Source organism: Streptomyces sp. MP131-18 (assembly GCF_001984575.1).
In the GTDB taxonomy this organism is placed as follows: domain Bacteria; phylum Actinomycetota; class Actinomycetes; order Streptomycetales; family Streptomycetaceae; genus Streptomyces; species Streptomyces johnsoniae.
Map to the genome: position 1 here is coordinate 2,695,285 of NZ_LZNS01000001.1, position 16,665 is coordinate 2,711,949.

Below are 16,665 nucleotides of genomic sequence, written 5' to 3' on the forward strand. Positions count from 1 at the left end.
CGTCGGCGGGCCCCTGACCCGGCAGATCGGATGCACCACCATGACCGACATCGCTTCCCACCCGCAGCCGGTGACGGTGCTCGGCACCGGCCAGATGGGCGCGGCCCTGGCCGAGGCCCTGCTGAAGGCGGGCCACCCCGTCACCGTCTGGAACCGCACGTCCGCCAAGGCCGAGGCCCTGACCGCCCTCGGTGCCGTCCACGCCGGGGACGTCGCCGAGGCGGCGGCGGCCTCCCGGCTGCTGATTCTGTGCGTGCGGGACGCCCCGGCCGCGCGGACCGTGCTCGACGCGATCGACCCCGCGTCCGGCCGGGTGGTCGTCAATCTGACGACCAGCAGCCCGGAGGAGGCGCGGGACGCCGCGGCGCGGGCGGCGGCGCGGGGCCTGGACTACCTCGACGGTGCCATCCAGGCCGGCGCGCACATCATCGGCCGGCCCGAGGCGCTGCTGATGTACGCGGGCCGCGAGCCGCTGTTCCGCGCCCACGAGGAGACCCTGCGGGTCTTCGGCCCCGACACCCGTTTCCTGGGCGCCGACCACGCCCTGCCCGCCCTGTTCGACCTGGCGCTGCTCGGTCTGGTCTACGAGCTGTGGATCGGCTACCTCCACACCCTGGCCATGATCGGTGCCGAGGGCCTGCCCGTCGGGTCGTTCGCCTCGGCCGCGGGAAAGATCGTCGACGATCTGGTGCAGCACTTCGGCGCCCTGGCCACGGAGGTGGAGACCGGCCGCTACGACCCCGAGACGTTCGGCCGGCTCGTGGATCACGAGGTCATCTCCGGGCGCCTGGTGGAGGCGCGCGCGTCGCGGGGCGTGGACGCCGAGCGGCTGCGCCACGTCAAGCGGCTCATCGACCGGCGGATCGGGCAGGGCCTGGGCGAGCAGGGCTTCTCCAGCATCTTCGAGTCCTTCCGGCCCGCCGCGATGCCTTAGGGTCCGGCCCGCCCGGCCCTGCTTTGCCCCGCCTGGCCCGCCCGGCCCCGCCGGTGGCGGGGTCAGGCGGGGCGGACGCCGAGCCGCTCGGCCATGACATCCGGCCAGTCCCGGTGTTCGAGACCGGCGGCGACCAGGAGGTCGCGCCAGTCGGTCCCGGCCAGCCGCACGATGGCGTCGATCTCCATGCCTCCCAGATAGAGGAGGACGATGGCCGCCGTCATGCGATCGGGATTCTGCGTGCCGAAGACGGCCCCGTCGAGGGCCGAGATCGCGGACAGCAGGTCGGGCCGCCGCCCCTTGCCGACCGCACGGCCGACGGCTGCGGCCATGGCGGGTGACAGGTCCACGGTCGTCTCCTGTGCGGGTCGGTGTTCGAAGGGGCGGCGGCAACGGGGCAGGCCCGGACGGCGGTTACAGGGTGCGTTCCAGGCGTTCGGCCAGGAGCTGGGTGAAGCGGGCCGGATCGTTGATCTGGCTGCCTTCCGCCAGCAGGGCCATGCCGTAGAGCAGTTCGGCCGTGCCGGGCAGAGCCGGGTCGGACGGCCGTTCGGCGTGGGCGCGGCGGAGGCCCTCGACGAGGGAGTGTCCCGCGTTCAGCTCCAGGATGCGCTTGCCCGCGGGCACGTCCTGTCCCATGGCGCGGTACAGGTTCTGGAGGGCGGGCGTCACATCGCCCGTGTCCGAGACGACGCAGGCCGGGGAGACGGTGAGGCGCGAGGAGAGCCGCACGTCCTTCACGTCCTCGCCGAGCCGTTCCGTCATCCACTTCAGCAGCGCGGCGTACTCCTCCCGCTGCTGCTCCCGGTCGGCCTTGGCCTCCTCCGTGTCCTCCTCGGTGCCGAGCTCGGGCTCGCCCTTGGCGATGGAGCGCAGCTCCCTGCCCTGGTACTCGGGCACCGACCCGACCCACACCTCGTCGACCGGGTCGGTGAGGAGCAGCACTTCCAGGCCCTTGTCCCGGAAGACCTCCATGTGCGGCGAGCGCTCGATGGCGGAGCGGGATTCGCCGGTCATGTAGAAGATGTGCTGCTGCCCCTCCTTCATGCGCTCGATGTACTCCTGGAGGCCGGTCGGCCGCTCCGCGTCGTGCGTCGTGGCGAACGAGGAGATCCCGAGGATGGTGTCCCGGTTGTCGAAGTCGCTGAGCAGCCCCTCCTTGACGACGCGCCCGAACTCCCGCCAGAACGACGCGTAGTTCTCGGGCCGGTTCGCCTTCATCTCCCTGATGGTGGACAGCACCTTCTTGGCCAGCCTGCGGTGCATGAGCTGGATCTGGCGGTCCTGCTGGAGGATTTCGCGGGAGACGTTGAGCGAGAGGTCGGCCGCGTCGACGACGCCCTTGACGAAGCGCAGGTACTCGGGGACCAGCGCCTCGCAGTCCTCCATGATGAGGACGCGCTTCACGTAGAGCTGCACGCCCCGCTTGTTGTCCTGCGAGAAGATGTCGCGCGGCGGGTGCGAGGGGAGGAACAGCAGCGCCTGGTACTCGAACGTGCCCTCCGCCCGCATCTGGATGATCTCCAGCGGATCGGCCCAGTCGTGGCTGATGTGCTTGTACAGCTCGTGGTACTCCTCGTCGGAGACCTCGTCCCTGGATCGCGCCCACAGGGCCTTGCGCGAGTTCAGCGTCTCGGGCTCGGGCCGGTCCCCGGCCTCGTCGTTCTCCTGCTCCGGCGGCTCCGCTGCCGCGGGCGCCCGCGTGGCCAGCCTGATGGGCCACGTGATGAAGTCGGAGTACCGCTTGACGATCTCCCTGATCTTGGCCGGGTCCGTGTAGTCGAAGACCTTGTCCTCGGTGTCCTCCGGTTTGAGCCGCAGGAGGACCGACGTGCCCTGGGGCGCCTCGTCGACCGTTTCGAGGGTGTAGGTGCCCTCGCCGGTGGACGCCCAGCGGGTGCCGGTGGTCTCCCCCGCGCGGCGGGTCAGCAGCGTCACCTCGTCGGCGACCATGAAGCTGGAGTAGAAGCCGACGCCGAACTGCCCGATGAGCCCTTCCGCCGCGGCGGTGTTCTCGGCCTGCTTCATCTGCTGGAGGAACTCGGCGGTGCCGGACTTCGCGATGGTGCCGATCAGCTGCACCACCTCGTCGTGCGACATCCCGACACCGTTGTCACGGATGGTCAGCGTCCTGGCGTCCGTATCGGCCTCGATGGCGATGTGCAGGTCGGACACGTCGGCGTTCAGCGTGTCGTCGCGGAGTGCCTCGATGCGGAGCTTGTCCAGCGCGTCGGACGCGTTGGAGATCAGCTCGCGCAGGAACACGTCTTTGTTCGAGTAGATCGAGTGGATCATCATGTGGAGGAGCTGTCGCGCCTCTACCTGGAACTCGAACGTCTCGGTCGGCATGGTCGTGAATTCCCTCACCCGTGTGGCTTGTTGGCGGGGGCCGAGCGCTCCATGCGCGTCGCGGGCCCCCGGGCTGCCTGCCCCCGTGATGGTATGCCGAGTGGCGCGGCGGCGGGGCACACGGACCCGGCCGGGCCCGTGACCTGGGGTGTTCAACCGGGGGTGGCGAAGGGTTATTGGCGTGTTCTTGTCATGGTGGTGAAGTGGCGGGGCATGGGCAGACATACGCATCCACACCACGGCCCCGGTCTCGCCGCCCCGGGTCGCCGCGCCATGCTCGGTGCCGCGGGCGGGCTGCTGATCGCCGCCGCGGCCGCCGGTGGCACGCGGGCGGCCGCCGCCGGAGGCGCGGCCGCCACCAGGACCACCGCCGCCACGGCCGGCGCCGCGCGAGCCTCCCGGCTGCACCATCCGCCGGCCACCACCCTGGTCCACGCCGACATGCACAACCACACCGTGATGTCCGACGGGGACGGCGATCCCGAGCTGGCGTTCGCGTCGATGCGGGACGCGGGCCTCGACGTCGCCGCGCTGACCGACCACAGCACGCTGTTCTCGGTGGAGGGACTCAGCTCCGCCGAGTGGTCGCGCACCGGCGCACTGGCCGACGCGGCCGACGACCCCGGCCACTACACCGCCATCCGCGGCTTCGAGTGGTCGCACCCGCTGCTCGGGCACGCGAACGTCTGGTTCACCGAGGACTGGGTGGACCTGCTCGGGGCGGGTTCGATGGGCGGCTTCTTCGACTGGCTCGGCAGCCGTTCGGCCGTCGCGAGCTTCAACCATCCCGGCCGCGAGCTCCTGCGCTTCGACGACTTCGCCCACGAGGCCGCGGCGCAGGAGCAGATGGTCGGCCTGGAGATGTTCAACCGCACCGACGACTACCTCTTCGAGGGCTGGTCCGACGGCCGCCCCTCCCCGCTGGTCGCCTGCCTGAACGCGGGCTGGCGCACCGGGCTCACCGGCGTGACCGACGAGCACGGCACGGACTGGGGCTTCCCCGAGGGCAAGGGCCGCAGCGGCCTGTGGGTCACCGAGAACACCCGCGCGGGCGTGTTCGAGGCGATGCGCGCCCGCCGTTTCTTCGCCACCCGCCTCTCCGGGCTGCGCCTGGACGCGACGGCGGGCGGCGTGCGCATGGGCGGAACGCTGCCGGTGGCCGCCGGGGACATCACGTTCGTGGTGGACCTGGACCGCGGTCCCGACTGGGCCGGCAAGCCGCTGAACATCCAGGTACTGCGGCCGGGCAGCGACGCGCCGGCGGTGGTGGACGTGATCGAGACGCAGTCGGGGCGCCTGACGGAGTTCACCGTTCCGCTGACCGCGGACGACGGCACCTGGGTCGTGCTGCGCGTCTCCGACCCGGCGCAGGCCAACGGCACCCCGGGCCCCGACGGGCACCCGTGCAACGACTGGGGCGTCGCCTACACGAGCCCCTGGTGGCTCACGGCCTGAGGGAACGGCCCCGGCCCTGACCGCCGCGCCCGGGCGGCGCGCCGGCCGGGGCCCACCGCTCGGCCCAGCGGCCGATGGCCTCGACGACGGGCTCCAGGTCCCGCCCCATCGGCGTCAGTTCGTAGGTCACCAGCACCGGCATGCGGGCGGTCACGACGCGGGCGACGAGCCGTTCGGAGGCAAGCTCCCGCAGCCGGTTGGCGAGCATCCGGTCGCTCACCCCTGGCACGGCGGCGGCGATCTCCCCGAACCTCCGCGGCCCGCCGAGCAGCACCCACAGGATCGCCCCGTTCCAGCGCCGCCCGATCAGCTCCACCGCATAGTGGTAGGCGGCGCGCCGGCTCTCGTCGCGGTGAGGTGGACACGGCATGTGATCAGCTCCGGTCCCGGCGCTCCTGCCCGCCCCCGGCCGGCGGAATGTTCTGATTCGTCCGGAAGAGGTTGCCGGGATCGTAGGCGGCCTTGATCCGGCGCAGCCGCGCGAAGCGCTCGGCGCCGTAGGCATCCCGTATCTGTTCGGCAGTGGCATCGCGCGGCAGGTAGTTGACGTAGGCGCCGCCCGCGCCGAACGGCTCCAGCGCCCGGATCAGGCGCCGGGCCCAGTCCCTGTTCACCGCGTCGTCCGCGGGCGCGTCCCACTTCGCCTCGACGAACACGTTGTACGGGGCGTGCCGGAAGCCGACGGCGGTCTCCGCCGCGTCCCGGCGCGACACCGCGCCGTGCAGGTGCTCGACGATGACCGCGCTGCGGTGGGAGGGCGCCTCGGCCGCGAACTCCGCGAGCACCGCCACGACGTCCTCGCCGAGGTGGCGGAGGGTGGTGGTGTGCCAGTAGTGCCGACTGCCCCAGCCCGCCATCGCGTCCATGAAGCACTGGCCCGCCACGTAGCTCCGCGCCGTCACGGAATCCTCCGGGCTGCCGACGGCGCGCATCGTCGACAGCAGCGGCTCCGCGGACGCGGGGCCGCCGGCCGCGCGCGGTGTCAGCATCACCACCGGATCGCCCGCCCGGGAGTGCCCGAAGACGAACTCCGCGACGACGTCGTCGGGCAGCTCACCGGCGCGCGAGCGGTAGGCGGCGACCGCCTCCTGCGCCCGGTCGAGCGGCCAGGCGAGCAGGCCCGTGACCAGCTGCGTCACGGGGTGGAGGTCGAAGTGGAAGGCCACCACCACGCCGAAGTTGCCGCCGCCGCCGCGCAGCGCCCAGAACAGGTCGGGCTCGGTGGTGGCGTCCGCGCGCACCAGGGAGCCGTCGGCGAGCACCACGTCGGCGGCCCTGAGGTTGTCGACGGCCAGGCCGTGCAGGCCGCGCAGCGCCCCGATGCCGCCGCCGAGCGTCAGCCCGGCCACGCCGGTGGTCGAGACGATGCCGCCGGTGCTCGCCAGGCCGTGCTGCTGCGTGGCCGTGTCGTAGTCGCCCCACGTCGCGCCCGGCTCCGCCCGCGCCGTCGCGCGTTCCGTCGCGCGTTCCGCGGTGACGCGGACGCCCCGGAGCGAGCCGAGGTCGAGCATCAGCCCGCCGGGCGCCACCGCGAAACCCGCGCCGCTGTGCCCACCGCCGCGCACCGAAAGCGGCACCCCGGCCGCCGCCGCGGTGGTGACGGCCGCTGCCACGTCGGCCGCGGACCTGGCCCGCAGCACGGCGGCGGGCCGGCCGGGCAGCGAGGCGGTGTAGAGCCGCAGCGCGTCCTCGAACCCGGCGGCGCCGGGCGGCAGCAGCCGCCCGCGCGTGCGGCGGTCCAGCTCGTCGAACCAGGCGGCGGTCACGCGGGCTCTCCCGCGAGCGCGCCGGCCGGGCCGGCGGGGGCGGGCAGCGGGCGGCCGAGGAGCAGCGCCTTCTGCGTGACGCGGCGGCCCAGGTGCCCGGCCGCGGCGACCGTGGCCGCGGCCGGGCCCCGGCCGGCCCGGTCGTCGCCGCTGACGCCGTAGGGGTTGCCGCCCGCCTCCTCGACCACGGGATCGCTGTAGCCGGGGGGCACGAGGATCGCGCCCCAGTGCATGAACACGTGGTACATGCTGGTCAGCGTCGTCTCCTGGCCGCCGTGGACCGATCCGGCGCTGGTGAATCCGCTGACCACCTTGTCCACCAGCGCATTCCGCGCCCACAGCCCGCCGGTGGTGTCGAGGAACTGCTTCAGCTGGGCCGCCATGTTGCCGTAGCGGCTCGGTGAGCCGAAGACCAGTGCGTCGGCCCAGGTCAGGTCGTCGAGGACCGCCTCGGGAACGTCGCGGGTGGCTTCCGCGTGCCGCCGCCAGTCGGGGTTTGCGGCCACCGCCTCGGGCGGGGCCAGCTCGGCGACCCGCCGCAGCCGCACCTCGGCCCCCGCGCCCGCGGCGCCGCGGGCGACGGCTTCGGCCAGCCCGTGGACGTTGCCCGTGGAGCTGTAGTAGATGACGGCGACTCTCGCGCGCTGCCGCATGGGGCATACCTCTTTCGTGCCGGTCTTTCCTGCGGTCTTTCCTGCTGAACGGGCACCCCGCCGCCCGCCGGATGCCCGGCACACCGGCCAGGCGGACACCGGCAAGAAGCGGAGAACTCTCCGGTCAAGATAAACGGAGAGCCCTCCGTTTATCAAGGCGGCCGGTCGCCCGCCGGTACACTCGCCACTGTCCTGAGCCGAGACACGGGGAGCACCATGCCGCGCGCCGAAGGAAGCAGACGGGGCCAACTCCCCGTTGTGGGCGCCGAGTTGCCCGAGCGAGCGGACGCCGCCCGCAACCGCAGGAAGATCCTCGCCGCCGTCAGGACGCTGGCCGCCTCGCGCGGGCTCGACTCGATCTCGTTCGACGAGGTCGCCGCCGCCGCGGGCGTGGGCGTGGGCACGGTCTACCGCCGCTTCGGCGACAAGTCCGGGCTCGCCTACGCCCTCCTCGACGACAGCGAACGCGCCCTCCAGACCGCCTTCCTCCAGGGCCCGCCCCCGCTCGGCCCCGGCGCGCCCCCGCGGGAGCGGATCACCGCGTTCCTCCACGCCTACCTCGACCGGCTGCTCGCCGAGACGGACCTGCTGCTCGCCGCCGAGACCGGCGCCCCGACCGGCCGGCACACCGGCGCATACGCCGCCCACCGCGCGCACCTGGCCGGCCTGGCCGCCCAGGCGCGCCCGGACGCGGACGCGGGCTACCTCGCCGACGCGCTGCTCGCCCCGCTCGCCGCGCCGCTGATCGTGCACCAGACACGCGACCTCGGCATGGACCGGGACCGGATCAGGTCGGGCCTCGACACCCTGGCGCGCGCGCTCATCCCCGGCTGACGCCGGGCCGCCTCACCTGCGGGCGGCCAGCCCGTCCCACGCACCCATCGCCGCGTCGACCACGCCGAGCAGCTCCGCGCGCGGGGCACCGTCGCGGGCCTGGATCGACAGCCCGTGGAAGACCGTGGTGTAGAACGACGCCAGCGCGGCCGTGTCGGCGCCCGCGGGCACGTCCCCTTCTGCGACGCCGCGTTCGATGCGGTCGCGCAGCAGCCCCTGCGTCCGTCGGCGATCCTCGGCGAGGAACCGGCGGACGGTCTCGTTCTCCGGCGCGCAGTTCGTCGCGGCCAGCACGATCATGCAGCCGCGCGGGTTCCCCGGCTCGGTGTACGCCACGGCGTTGCCGCGCAGCACACCGTCGACCGCGGCGCGCGCCGTGGCCGACCCGGTCAGCGCGCGTTCGGTGATGCCGCCCTCGGTCCTTTCGTACAGGGCGACGGCCTCGCGGAAGAGCGCCTCCTTGGAGCCGAACGCCGCATACAGGCTGGGCGACTTGATGCCCATGGCCGCGGTGAGGTCGGTCAGCGAGGTGGCCTCGTAGCCCCGCTCCCAGAACAGCCGCATCGCGGAGAGCAGCGCGGCCTCGCGGTCGAAGCTGCGCGGGCGGCCACGTCCTGCCACGCCGGCCCTCCCACTTCTGTGTCGATCACCAAAGAAAACCCTTGACCTCCGAGAATACTCCGTGCCCTAATTAATGTATCGATCGACAAAGAAATGGGGCTGTCATGCTCGCAGACAAGGTCGCGCTGGTCACCGGGGGCAGCAGGGGCATCGGCGCCGCCACGGCGCTGCGCCTGGCCCGGGAGGGCGCCGACGTGGCGCTGACCTACGCCACCGCGAAGGACCACGCCGAGGACGTGGTGGCCGGGATCAGGCGCAGCGGGCGGCGCGGGCTCGCCATACCGGCCGACAGCGCCGCGCCGGACGCCGTCGGCGCCGCGGTGGACAGGACCGCCGCCACGTTCGGCCGCCTCGACATCCTGGTCAACAACGCGGGCATCTACCCCTTCGGACCGCTGGACGCGCTCACGGTCGAGGAGATCGACCGCACGCTCGCCATCCACGTACGGGCCGTGCTGCTCGCCGCGCAGGCGGCGGCCCGGCACATGACGGCGGGCGGCCGGATCATCACCATCGGCAGCAACCTGGCCGAACGCGTTCCGCACGCCGGCATCACCCTCTACGCGGCGAGCAAGTCCGCGCTGACCGGGCTCACCCAGGGGCTGGCCAGAGACCTGGGCGAACGCGGCATCACCGCCAACCTGGTGCAGCCCGGCTCCACGGACACCGACATGAACCCGGCGAACGGCGAGGAAGCCGACCAGCAGCGCGCCCTCACCGCACTCGGCCGCTTCAACTCCCCCGAGGACATCGCCGCCATCGTCGCCCACCTCGCGGGCGAGGGAGGCCGGACGACCAGCGGCAGTTCGTTCACCGTCGACGCGGGCGCCAACGCGTGAGCCCGGCCCACCGCACCACCACCGAGGTCCACCGCACCACCGCAGAAAGGAGCCGGCCGTCCATGGCATGGGGCATTCTCCTGGCAGCCGCCCTGCTCGAACTCGTCTGGGCGCTCGCGCTGAAGCAGGCCGACGGCTTCTCCAGACTGTGGCCCAGCATCATCGGAGTCACCGTGGCCGCCGCGAGCTTCGCGCTGCTGACCATCGCGCTCGGCAGCCTGCCGATGGGGACGGCGTACGCCGTCTGGGTCGGCATCGGCACGGTGGGCGTCGCGCTCACCGGGATCGTTGCGCTCGGCGAGAGCGCCGCACTCCCCCGGCTGGGCTTCCTCGCGCTCATCGTGATCGGCGTGATCGGGCTCAAGGCCCTGGAGAGCTGACCCCCGGAACGGCGGGCCGGGCCCGGGGCGCGCGGCCCCCGGCCCGGCCCGGTGGGAGGGATGGCGGGGCCGGATCAGGTGCCGATGCCGGCCTGCGGCCCGGCACCCGCCTGGAGCAGGGCGGGCACGTCGCCCGCGGGGTCGAGGGTGTAGGAATAGTGCGCACCCGGGTCGAACGCGGTGCCGCCGGTCTCCTGGCGGCCGTCGCTGTCGACCACGATGCTGCCGCTCTCGACGAGCGAGGCGTCCGCGTCCTTGTAGTAGGGGTCCTCGACGTTCTCGAAGTAGCTGTTCTCGATCACGGTGTTCGACGAGCCCCTGGACCAGTTGCCGCTTCCGGTGTCCTGGAGGTGGTTGTTGTACAGGTGCGCCATGCCGACGTTGTCGATGCTGGGGTTGCGCGAGTTGGTGTCCCGCACCCAGTTGTGGTGGATGGTGATGCGGGCGGTGACGTTGTCGGTCCAGCCGATGCCGAAGGACTTGTTGCCCTCGCTGAGGATGTTCCAGGACACGGTGAGGTTGGTGGTGTCCTCGCGGCTGTCGATGAGGCCGTCGTTCATCCGCTCGATGCGGTTGTGGTCGATCCAGACGTGGTCGGCGCCGTCCATCTGGATGCCGTCGTAGTCGTACCCGTCGTCGCCCGGGTCGTCGTCGGACATGCGCGTGTCACGGATGGTGAGGTTGCGGATGATGACGTTGGAGACCTCGTTGAGGAAGAAGCCGCCGCCGACGATCTCGCCCTCGGTGCCGACGCCGACGATGGTCTTGTCCGACGCGACCCGGATCTCGTGGCCGAACGGATCGGCCTCGATCGCCGCGGCGACCCTGATGACGTAGGGCTCCGAGGCGGTGGCGTAACGGTCCAGCTCCTCGAAGGTCGTCACGGTCACGGTCTCGCCCGCCGCGCCGCCGGTCGTGCCGCCTTCGGTGGACGCGAAGCCCTCCGGCGCGTCCGCCGCGGCGGGGGCGGCGGCGTGGGCGCCTTCCTGGCCTGGGGTGACGCCGAGCAGCGAGCCGCACACGGCGGCCGCCAGCGCGGCGGGCAGCCACCACCTGCGGGTCGGGATGGTCCTGCTCATGGATGCTCTCCAAGGGTGGGGGTGTGGGGGTTGGTGCGGGCCGGTCGTCCGCCGCCTTTTGGGAGCGCTCCCAAAAGGCGGCGGACGACGGCACGGTGCGCGGGGCCCATCGCGGCTCGGCCGGTCAGGCGGGCGTCCGCCCGGCCGGGGGTGAAGGACCGCCGGCCCGGCGCGTCCGGCCCTGCCCGCTCCACGGGGTGGAGAAGCTCGTCATCACTGGCACGTCCCTGCCGTCGATAATTTCGCGAGCCGATCCGAACAATGAGGTGCCGGAACCGTAGAGGCTGCCCTCCCGGCCGTCAAGAGGCCGGGAACGACGGGGATTTCGGCCATCGAAACGTTCGACGCACCTAGACTCTCGACATGTCCACAGCAGACCGGAGCGGCGCCCCCGGGGCCGGGCCGCTGACCACCGCCCAGATCGCCGCGGCCGTCGGCGTGTCCGTCTCCACGGTGTCCAAGGTGCTCAACGGCAGAACGGACGTCGCCGCCGAGACGCGCGCCCGCGTCGAGGGCGTCATCCGCCGGCACGGCCACCGGTGGCAGAAGCAGCGGGGCACCGCACCGGCCCCCCTGCTGGAGCTGGTCTTCCGCCAGATGCGGGACGCGTACGCCATCGAGATCATCAACGGCGTCCAGCCGGTCGCGCGGGAACACCGGCTCGCGGTGGTGCTGTCCGAGTTGCAGGGCCGTCACACGCCGGGCCGCGGCTGGGTCGAGGACGTGGTGGCCCGGCGGCCGGCCGGCGTGATCTCGGTGTTCTCCGGCCTCACCGACGCGCAGGGCGGTCAACTGCGCAGCCGTGGCATCCCGTTCGTGCTCGTCGACCCCGGCGGGGAACCGGCGCATGCCTCCCCGTCCGTCGGCGCGAGCAACTGGAACGGCGGCCTGGCGGCCACCCGGCACCTGCTGGGGCTCGGGCACCGGCGCATCGGCGTCCTCACCGGCCCGAAGGGCTCCCTGGCCGCCCGGGCCCGGCTGGACGGCCACCGCGCCGCGATGGACACCGCCGGGCTCCCCGTCGATCCGGCCCTCGTGCGCACCGGGGACTTCCGAGCCGAGGACGGCCTCGCGCACACGCGCGAGCTGCTGCGCCTGCCGGAGCCGCCCACCGCGGTGTTCGCCTGCAACGACGCGCAGGCACTCGGCGCCTACCGGGCCGCCGCCCGGGCCGGGCTGCGCATCCCCGACGACCTGAGCGTCGTCGGCTTCGACGACCTGCCCCAGGCGCAGTGGACCACCCCGCCGCTGACCACCGTCCGCCAGCCGCTCACCGAAATGGCCGCCACCGCCGCGACCATGGTCGTCACCCTCGCCGGGGGCGACGCCCTGCCGCAGACGCGCGTGGAACTCGCCACCGAACTTGTCGTCCGTGAAAGCACCGCACCCCCGCGCCACTGAGCCGCCGCCCGGCCCCTTCGAGCGCCGCACCCGCCGGGCCCCGGCACACAGAGCCCACGGCGCACCGGAACACGTGCCGCCCGCGGCATGGGCCCCTCGCCTCAGGCCGCCCTGCCGCCTTCCCGTCGCTCCTGCACCCGCACCTGATGCCGCAGCTCCGCCGGTGTGGCCGACGGCCGGTCCGCGTTCCAGAAGGGATGGAACGCGAGCCGGGCGGACAGCCGGATCAGCCGGCGCCGCAGGGACGTCTGCCCCACCGGCCCGGCCTGGGCGAGCGCCGCGTACGTGCGGTTCCAGTCTCGCTGATCACGGACCAGGTCCCGCGGAAAGTCCGACAGTGTCACGCCTCGGATTCAATCATACGTTCGATTAAAGACACCGACCGACCCGCCGCCCCGGCGGCCCGGCGCGCCGGAGCGGCATGAGCGGCATGAGCGAGACCCCACGCCTTGTCGGGAAGGGAACGCCGGGGCCGGACTCGCACCTCATGAGCGGCGTGGATGAGGCACTGCCGGCCGAAGACGGAGCCCGGCTCTGGGCGACCCGGGCCGGCGCGGGCACTCCCGTGGTCTGCCGCCACGGCGGCCCCGGCCTGTGCGACTTCCTGGGCGACGTGGCCGGGCTGTTGGCGGACCTGGCCGCCGTGTACCGCTGGGACCAGCGGGGATGCGGGCGGTCGCAAACGGTGCGGACCGTACTCGGTCGCCCGGTCCGTGGCCGATCTGGACGCCGTTCGCCGCCACTTCGGGCTGCACCGGATGGCGCTGCTCGGCCACTCGTACGGAGCCGGGTTGGCACTGCGATACGCGCTGGAGCATCCCGAGCACGTGAGCAAGCCGGTCCACGTCTCCGGCAACGGAATCGACAGCCGTGACACCTGGCGGACGGCCTACCGGCAGAATCTGCGTGCCAGCCTCGGGACACACCTGGCGCGCTGGGAAACGCTGGACAGCAGTTCTCCGCGGACTACAGCGACCGGGAGCGGGCGCTGGAACAGGCAGAGGCCGCGGCCACGCCCTGGTTCGGCGTGAACCACGAGTGCGACGCGACCATCAGCGCCGAGGTCGACCGCGCCTCGGGAACACCGGAACTGCGGGCCGCCTGCGAGCGGTTGGACGTGCCGGTGCTGATCGTGCACGGCGCTGAGGACATCCGGCCCGACTGGGCGCTCGACTCACTGGAACAGGCCCTCCCGCGGGTCTCGCGGACGGTGCTCAACGGTGCGGGGCACCTCCCCCGGGTGGAGGGGCCGAACGGTTTCCGCTCCGCGGTCGGCGACTTCCTGGCCGGCCTCTCCGTCTGATCTGCTCGGTTTCCGCGAGGTTCCTCTCTCACCGAAAAGTGCGTTCTTCCACGTCAGGCCACACTCACCTACGGTTCCCCACGTAACGAAAAGCCCACTCGCGGCCCGGCCTTCCCCACCGCGGCCGGACCGGTACGGAGCACGCCCATGAGCATCCTGAGGACCTACGCCCGCCTGTGGACCGACGACCTCGACCGCGCGCTGCCGCTCCTGCGCAAGCTCACCGGCACGGCACCGGACCTGCGGCTGGCGTTCGGCACGGTCGAACTGGCCGCCATCGGCGACTTCCTGGTCATCGCGGGCCCGGCCGCCGAGCGTGCGAAGTACGCGCACGCGTCCGCCACCGTGGTCGTCGAGGACCTCGACGAGGTCGCGGCGACCCTGACGTCCGATGGGGCCGACCTCACCACCCCCGTCACGAAGGGCCCGACGGGGCGGTTCCTCTATGCCCGCCATGCCGACGGGGCCGAGATCGAGTACGTCGAGTGGACGCCCGAACTGGTCCGGCGCCTCGTCCGCCGGTGAGCCGCGGCGAAGGCACCCGGACTTTCAACGACAAGGAGACAGCATGGCCATCAGCCTGGTGAACCCCACCGGATTGCCGGAGATCGACGCGTACCGGCAGGTGTCGATCGCGACCGGCTCGAAGCTGGTCTTCATCGCCGGCCAGGTCGCCTGGGACGCCGAGGGGCGCACGGTCGGCGAAGGCGACCTCGCCACTCAGGTCGAGCAGTGCTACCTCAATATCGGCACCGCCCTGGCCGGGATCGGCAGCTCCTTCGACGACGTGGCGAAACTGACCGTCTACGTCGTCGACTGGACGCCAGACAAGATGCCCCTGTTCGTGGAGGGGGTCGCCAGGGCGTCCGCGAAGCTGGGGGTCACCCCGGTGCCGCCCGGCACGCTGCTGGGCGTCGCGGCCCTGGACGTGCCCGACCACCTGGTCGAGGTCGAAGCCACCGCGGTCATCGACTGACGGCGAGGCCGCGGCCATTGCGGATCTTGCTCCGCGGGGCGGGGAACGCACGCCGGGCCCGGCGCATCGGCATCGTCCCGTCCCTCGCAGCCGCAGACCCGGGCCGGTGATGCGCACGGCGGAGGCGTTCAGGCGGAGGCGTTCAGGCGGAGGCGGCGGCCACGAAGAACGGCATGGCGATGAGAAAGCGGTCGGCCTCGGCGCGTCGGCGCTGCTCCGCGAGCCACTCGTCGGCCTGATCACGGCCGACGGCGCCGCTCGTGCAGGCCGGTTCGGCGAGCCTGGTGAGCACCGGCAGCATCGCGGGGTCGGTGAACACGCTGGTGTGCACCTCGACGGTGACGTCGTCGAAGCCGCCGTCCAGGAGCAGGTTGCGATACTGGCGGCCGGCGCGGGGCGTGCCCAGGAGGTCGACGCGGGCTTGCACGATCGTGCGGGTGAGCGCCGCGTCGTCCGAGTCGATCATGATGGCGTCCCAGTCCTGCCCGACCAGGACGATCCTGCCGCCCGGGCAGAGGACGCGCCGCGCCTCCGCCACCGCGCGCCCTGGTTCCTGAAGTACGTGGAAGACCTTGTCGGCACGGTAGCCGCGCACGCTTCCGTCGGCGAACGGCAGATCCTCCGCCCCCGCCTCCCGGAACTCGGCGGCCGACCACCGTTCCCTGGCCGCGGTCAGCATCCACGGGTCGGGGTCGACGCCCACCGCGTGGACGCCGCGTTCGGCCAGCTCGGCGACGGCGCGTCCGGCGCCGCAGCCGACGTCCACGACGGTCGAGCCCGGGACGGGAGACAGCAGTTCGTAGGAACGGGCCCGCAGCCGGGTGGTGCCCGGCATCTGATCCGCCGCGTCGAGGACGGCCAGCAGGGCCTGGGTGTCGCGGTGTTCTTCCACGGCTTCCTGGTTTTTGTCCATGGACACCAGGCTGCGACTTAATGTCGGCATGAAGTCAAGCGAAGACAGCGGTGCCGAGGTCATGAGCATCGGCGCCCTTGCGGCACGGTTCGGCCTGGCCACGCACGTCCTGCGGCATTGGGAGGCGAAGGGCCTGCTGCACCCCGGACGGGACGCGGGCGGGCGCCGCCGCTACGGTGCGGACGACCTGACCCGCGTGGCGATCATCCTCCTTTCCAAGGAGGCCGGCCTCGGTCTGGACACCATCAGGAGCCTGTCCGCCACCGTCGACCGCGCCACCCGGCACAAGATCCTGCGTCCCGAGGCCGAGGAGCTCCGATCGAGAATCGCGGCGGCCCGTGCCTCACTGGAGCTCATCGAGGGTGGCCTGAACTGCGGGTACGAGGACGTCACCCGGTGCCCGAACTACCGGCGGCTCGTCGCCGAGCGGGTCGGCCCCCGCGTGCCGGCGCACGGGCGGGCGTGAGCATCACGGCCGCGGCGCGTGAGCTTTCAAGTCGCGAATATCAGCCATAGGTCCCAGCCGTCGTTCTTCGCCTCGCACACGTAGTCGTCGGCGCCGGTCGGGTTGTTGGGCCAGAGGTACTCCTCTCCCACGGCCACGCACTCCTCATGGGTCGGGTAGTGGTCGTGGAACTGCCAGTAGTCCAGCGCGTGGAAGTCCGTGCTCCCGGCGTCCTGTACCACCGGGGCCGCCACCGCCACCCCGGTCCCCGTCCCGGTCCCGGTCAGTGCGAGCCCGGCTGCCGCGGCAGCCCCAACCATCAGTGTCCGCAGGCGCGTTCGCATGGGAAGCCCTTTCCGTAGGAGGCAACTCCCTTCAGTGAAAGGGCAATTCATCTGCTCGGCAAGGGCTTGCTCTCCCGCGCGGGCCGCGGCGGCCCTGCTCGCGTGCCCGTGCTGTGCCCCCGTTGCGCCAATTTCGGTTGCCGTCCGTCCACCCATTGACACGCCCAGCAAGGCTCGTTAACGTCACGCCAGTCCGAACAGGGTCCAACATTTTCCAACGACGATGCAGATGTCGGCCCAGCAACGCGTCGCCGCGCCGGGCCGCTTCTTCAGCACTACCTGCACCACTGGTTCCGCTGGTTCCGCTGGTTCTGTCGGCGTTGCCGGCTTTGATGAGGTTCCGCCTGCTGAGAGGTCGTGATTGCTCGTGTTT

22 protein-coding genes are annotated in these 16,665 nt (G+C 72.4%); 11 read left to right on the top strand and 11 right to left on the bottom strand.

The features are described 5' to 3' along the window. Positions 1 to 40: 40 nt before the first annotated feature. Entirely contained in the window at positions 41 to 934 is an 894-nt protein-coding gene (locus STBA_RS11800) for an NAD(P)-binding domain-containing protein (protein WP_077059209.1), read from the top strand. A 62-nt stretch (positions 935 to 996) separates the two neighbouring features. On the opposite strand, the gene STBA_RS11805 is transcribed toward STBA_RS11800, so the two are convergent. Both STBA_RS11805 and htpG read right to left on the bottom strand, forming a co-directional pair. Continuing rightward, positions 997 to 1,284 carry a hypothetical protein gene (locus tag STBA_RS11805; RefSeq protein ID WP_077059210.1) on the bottom strand — a complete coding sequence of 96 codons (288 nt, stop codon included), beginning with the start codon at positions 1,282 to 1,284 and terminating at the stop codon, positions 997 to 999. 64 nt (positions 1,285 to 1,348) lie between these two features. Next, positions 1,349 to 3,283, bottom strand: coding sequence for a molecular chaperone HtpG (gene htpG, locus STBA_RS11810; RefSeq protein WP_077059211.1), 1,935 nt, complete (start codon positions 3,281 to 3,283; stop codon positions 1,349 to 1,351). A 213-nt stretch (positions 3,284 to 3,496) separates the two neighbouring features. Between htpG and STBA_RS11815 the strand changes: the two genes are divergently transcribed. Beyond that, on the top strand, positions 3,497 to 4,738 hold the full coding sequence (locus STBA_RS11815) for a CehA/McbA family metallohydrolase (protein WP_077059212.1): 1,242 nt from the start codon (positions 3,497 to 3,499) through the stop codon (positions 4,736 to 4,738). Here the strand turns inward: STBA_RS11815 and STBA_RS11820 are convergent. Genes STBA_RS11820 through wrbA form a run of 3 tightly spaced genes read right to left on the bottom strand, consistent with a single transcriptional unit; the run spans position 4,728 to position 7,157 of the window. Continuing rightward, on the bottom strand, positions 4,728 to 5,108 hold the full coding sequence (locus STBA_RS11820; protein ID WP_077059213.1) for a helix-turn-helix domain-containing protein: 381 nt from the start codon (positions 5,106 to 5,108) through the stop codon (positions 4,728 to 4,730). The two genes, STBA_RS11815 and STBA_RS11820, sit on opposite strands and share 11 nt — an antisense overlap. Positions 5,109 to 5,112: 4 nt before the next feature. After that, positions 5,113 to 6,504, bottom strand: coding sequence for an FAD-binding oxidoreductase (locus tag STBA_RS11825; RefSeq protein WP_077059214.1), 1,392 nt, complete (start codon positions 6,502 to 6,504; stop codon positions 5,113 to 5,115). Continuing rightward, positions 6,501 to 7,157 (bottom strand): NAD(P)H:quinone oxidoreductase, encoded by a 657-nt coding sequence (gene wrbA / locus STBA_RS11830; protein WP_077059215.1) that lies wholly within the window; start codon positions 7,155 to 7,157, stop codon positions 6,501 to 6,503. Before wrbA ends, STBA_RS11825 begins: the two co-directional genes overlap by 4 nt. 258 nt (positions 7,158 to 7,415) lie before the next feature. On the opposite strand from wrbA, the gene STBA_RS11835 reads away from it, so the two are divergent. Next, complete coding sequence (locus STBA_RS11835) at positions 7,416 to 7,991, top strand: TetR family transcriptional regulator (RefSeq protein ID WP_253194665.1); 576 nt, start codon at positions 7,416 to 7,418, stop codon at positions 7,989 to 7,991. Positions 7,992 to 8,003: 12 nt separating this feature from the next. Here the strand turns inward: STBA_RS11835 and STBA_RS11840 are convergent, their stop codons facing one another. Next, positions 8,004 to 8,612: a TetR/AcrR family transcriptional regulator gene (locus tag STBA_RS11840; RefSeq protein ID WP_077059217.1), complete on the bottom strand. Its 609-nt coding sequence runs from the start codon at positions 8,610 to 8,612 to the stop codon at positions 8,004 to 8,006. Positions 8,613 to 8,716: 104 nt separating this feature from the next. Here STBA_RS11840 and STBA_RS11845 point away from each other — a divergent pair, with 104 nt between their 5' ends. Both STBA_RS11845 and STBA_RS11850 read left to right on the top strand, forming a co-directional pair. Further along, positions 8,717 to 9,451 (top strand): SDR family oxidoreductase, encoded by a 735-nt coding sequence (locus STBA_RS11845; RefSeq protein ID WP_077059218.1) that lies wholly within the window; start codon positions 8,717 to 8,719, stop codon positions 9,449 to 9,451. A gap of 62 nt (positions 9,452 to 9,513) precedes the next feature. Beyond that, positions 9,514 to 9,831: a multidrug efflux SMR transporter gene (locus tag STBA_RS11850; RefSeq protein WP_077059219.1), complete on the top strand. Its 318-nt coding sequence runs from the start codon at positions 9,514 to 9,516 to the stop codon at positions 9,829 to 9,831. Between the two features lie 74 nt (positions 9,832 to 9,905). Here the strand turns inward: STBA_RS11850 and STBA_RS11855 are convergent, their stop codons facing one another. Then, positions 9,906 to 10,910 carry a right-handed parallel beta-helix repeat-containing protein gene (locus STBA_RS11855; RefSeq protein ID WP_077059220.1) on the bottom strand — a complete coding sequence of 335 codons (1,005 nt, stop codon included), beginning with the start codon at positions 10,908 to 10,910 and terminating at the stop codon, positions 9,906 to 9,908. A gap of 363 nt (positions 10,911 to 11,273) precedes the next feature. Here STBA_RS11855 and STBA_RS11860 point away from each other — a divergent pair, with 363 nt between their 5' ends. After that, positions 11,274 to 12,311, top strand: a complete 1,038-nt coding sequence (locus tag STBA_RS11860) for a LacI family DNA-binding transcriptional regulator (RefSeq protein WP_077059221.1) — start codon at positions 11,274 to 11,276, stop codon at positions 12,309 to 12,311. A gap of 101 nt (positions 12,312 to 12,412) precedes the next feature. Here STBA_RS11860 and STBA_RS11865 read toward each other — a convergent pair whose 3' ends face one another. Next, positions 12,413 to 12,655, bottom strand: a complete 243-nt coding sequence (locus tag STBA_RS11865; protein WP_077059222.1) for a hypothetical protein — start codon at positions 12,653 to 12,655, stop codon at positions 12,413 to 12,415. 156 nt (positions 12,656 to 12,811) lie between these two features. Here STBA_RS11865 and STBA_RS38750 point away from each other — a divergent pair, with 156 nt between their 5' ends. From STBA_RS38750 to STBA_RS11880, 4 genes are all read left to right on the top strand, one after another. Next, positions 12,812 to 13,342 (top strand): alpha/beta fold hydrolase, encoded by a 531-nt coding sequence (locus STBA_RS38750; protein ID WP_253194667.1) that lies wholly within the window; start codon positions 12,812 to 12,814, stop codon positions 13,340 to 13,342. Beyond that, positions 13,339 to 13,614: an alpha/beta hydrolase gene (locus STBA_RS38755; protein ID WP_253194669.1), complete on the top strand. Its 276-nt coding sequence runs from the start codon at positions 13,339 to 13,341 to the stop codon at positions 13,612 to 13,614. Before STBA_RS38750 ends, STBA_RS38755 begins: the two co-directional genes overlap by 4 nt. A 147-nt stretch (positions 13,615 to 13,761) precedes the next feature. Then, complete coding sequence (locus STBA_RS11875; protein WP_077059223.1) at positions 13,762 to 14,139, top strand: VOC family protein; 378 nt, start codon at positions 13,762 to 13,764, stop codon at positions 14,137 to 14,139. A gap of 43 nt (positions 14,140 to 14,182) precedes the next feature. Beyond that, complete coding sequence (locus tag STBA_RS11880) at positions 14,183 to 14,590, top strand: RidA family protein (RefSeq protein ID WP_077059224.1); 408 nt, start codon at positions 14,183 to 14,185, stop codon at positions 14,588 to 14,590. A gap of 142 nt (positions 14,591 to 14,732) precedes the next feature. Here STBA_RS11880 and STBA_RS11885 read toward each other — a convergent pair whose 3' ends face one another. Beyond that, the gene (locus STBA_RS11885) at positions 14,733 to 15,503 is read right to left on the bottom strand and encodes a methyltransferase domain-containing protein (RefSeq protein WP_077059225.1); all 771 of its coding nucleotides are present in this window, start codon (positions 15,501 to 15,503) and stop codon (positions 14,733 to 14,735) included. Between the two features lie 28 nt (positions 15,504 to 15,531). On the opposite strand from STBA_RS11885, the gene STBA_RS11890 reads away from it, so the two are divergent. Next, the gene (locus tag STBA_RS11890) at positions 15,532 to 15,969 is read left to right on the top strand and encodes a MerR family transcriptional regulator (RefSeq protein WP_079251863.1); all 438 of its coding nucleotides are present in this window, start codon (positions 15,532 to 15,534) and stop codon (positions 15,967 to 15,969) included. 26 nt (positions 15,970 to 15,995) lie between these two features. Here STBA_RS11890 and STBA_RS37730 read toward each other — a convergent pair whose 3' ends face one another. After that, complete coding sequence (locus STBA_RS37730) at positions 15,996 to 16,292, bottom strand: hypothetical protein (RefSeq protein WP_077059227.1); 297 nt, start codon at positions 16,290 to 16,292, stop codon at positions 15,996 to 15,998. 183 nt (positions 16,293 to 16,475) lie between these two features. Further along, the coding region (locus STBA_RS38275) for a hypothetical protein (RefSeq protein ID WP_216355916.1) at positions 16,476 to 16,665 on the bottom strand (190 nt) is incomplete at its 5' end.

Excerpts from the sequence above, each read along its gene's own strand:
- STBA_RS11800 (WP_077059209.1), top strand. The coding sequence starts at position 41 with ATGACCGACATCGCTTCCCACCCGCAGCCGGTGACGGTGCTCGGCACC.
- htpG (WP_077059211.1), bottom strand. The coding sequence starts at position 3,283 with ATGCCGACCGAGACGTTCGAGTTCCAGGTAGAGGCGCGACAGCTCCTC.
- STBA_RS11815 (WP_077059212.1), top strand. The coding sequence starts at position 3,497 with ATGGGCAGACATACGCATCCACACCACGGCCCCGGTCTCGCCGCCCCG.
- STBA_RS11820 (WP_077059213.1), bottom strand. The coding sequence starts at position 5,108 with ATGCCGTGTCCACCTCACCGCGACGAGAGCCGGCGCGCCGCCTACCAC.
- wrbA (WP_077059215.1), bottom strand. The coding sequence starts at position 7,157 with ATGCGGCAGCGCGCGAGAGTCGCCGTCATCTACTACAGCTCCACGGGC.
- STBA_RS11845 (WP_077059218.1), top strand. The coding sequence starts at position 8,717 with ATGCTCGCAGACAAGGTCGCGCTGGTCACCGGGGGCAGCAGGGGCATC.
- STBA_RS11850 (WP_077059219.1), top strand. The coding sequence starts at position 9,514 with ATGGCATGGGGCATTCTCCTGGCAGCCGCCCTGCTCGAACTCGTCTGG.
- STBA_RS11855 (WP_077059220.1), bottom strand. The coding sequence starts at position 10,910 with ATGAGCAGGACCATCCCGACCCGCAGGTGGTGGCTGCCCGCCGCGCTG.
- STBA_RS11860 (WP_077059221.1), top strand. The coding sequence starts at position 11,274 with ATGTCCACAGCAGACCGGAGCGGCGCCCCCGGGGCCGGGCCGCTGACC.
- STBA_RS38750 (WP_253194667.1), top strand. The coding sequence starts at position 12,812 with ATGAGGCACTGCCGGCCGAAGACGGAGCCCGGCTCTGGGCGACCCGGG.
- STBA_RS11875 (WP_077059223.1), top strand. The coding sequence starts at position 13,762 with ATGAGCATCCTGAGGACCTACGCCCGCCTGTGGACCGACGACCTCGAC.
- STBA_RS11880 (WP_077059224.1), top strand. The coding sequence starts at position 14,183 with ATGGCCATCAGCCTGGTGAACCCCACCGGATTGCCGGAGATCGACGCG.
- STBA_RS11885 (WP_077059225.1), bottom strand. The coding sequence starts at position 15,503 with ATGGACAAAAACCAGGAAGCCGTGGAAGAACACCGCGACACCCAGGCC.
- STBA_RS11890 (WP_079251863.1), top strand. The coding sequence starts at position 15,532 with ATGAAGTCAAGCGAAGACAGCGGTGCCGAGGTCATGAGCATCGGCGCC.
- STBA_RS37730 (WP_077059227.1), bottom strand. The coding sequence starts at position 16,292 with ATGCGAACGCGCCTGCGGACACTGATGGTTGGGGCTGCCGCGGCAGCC.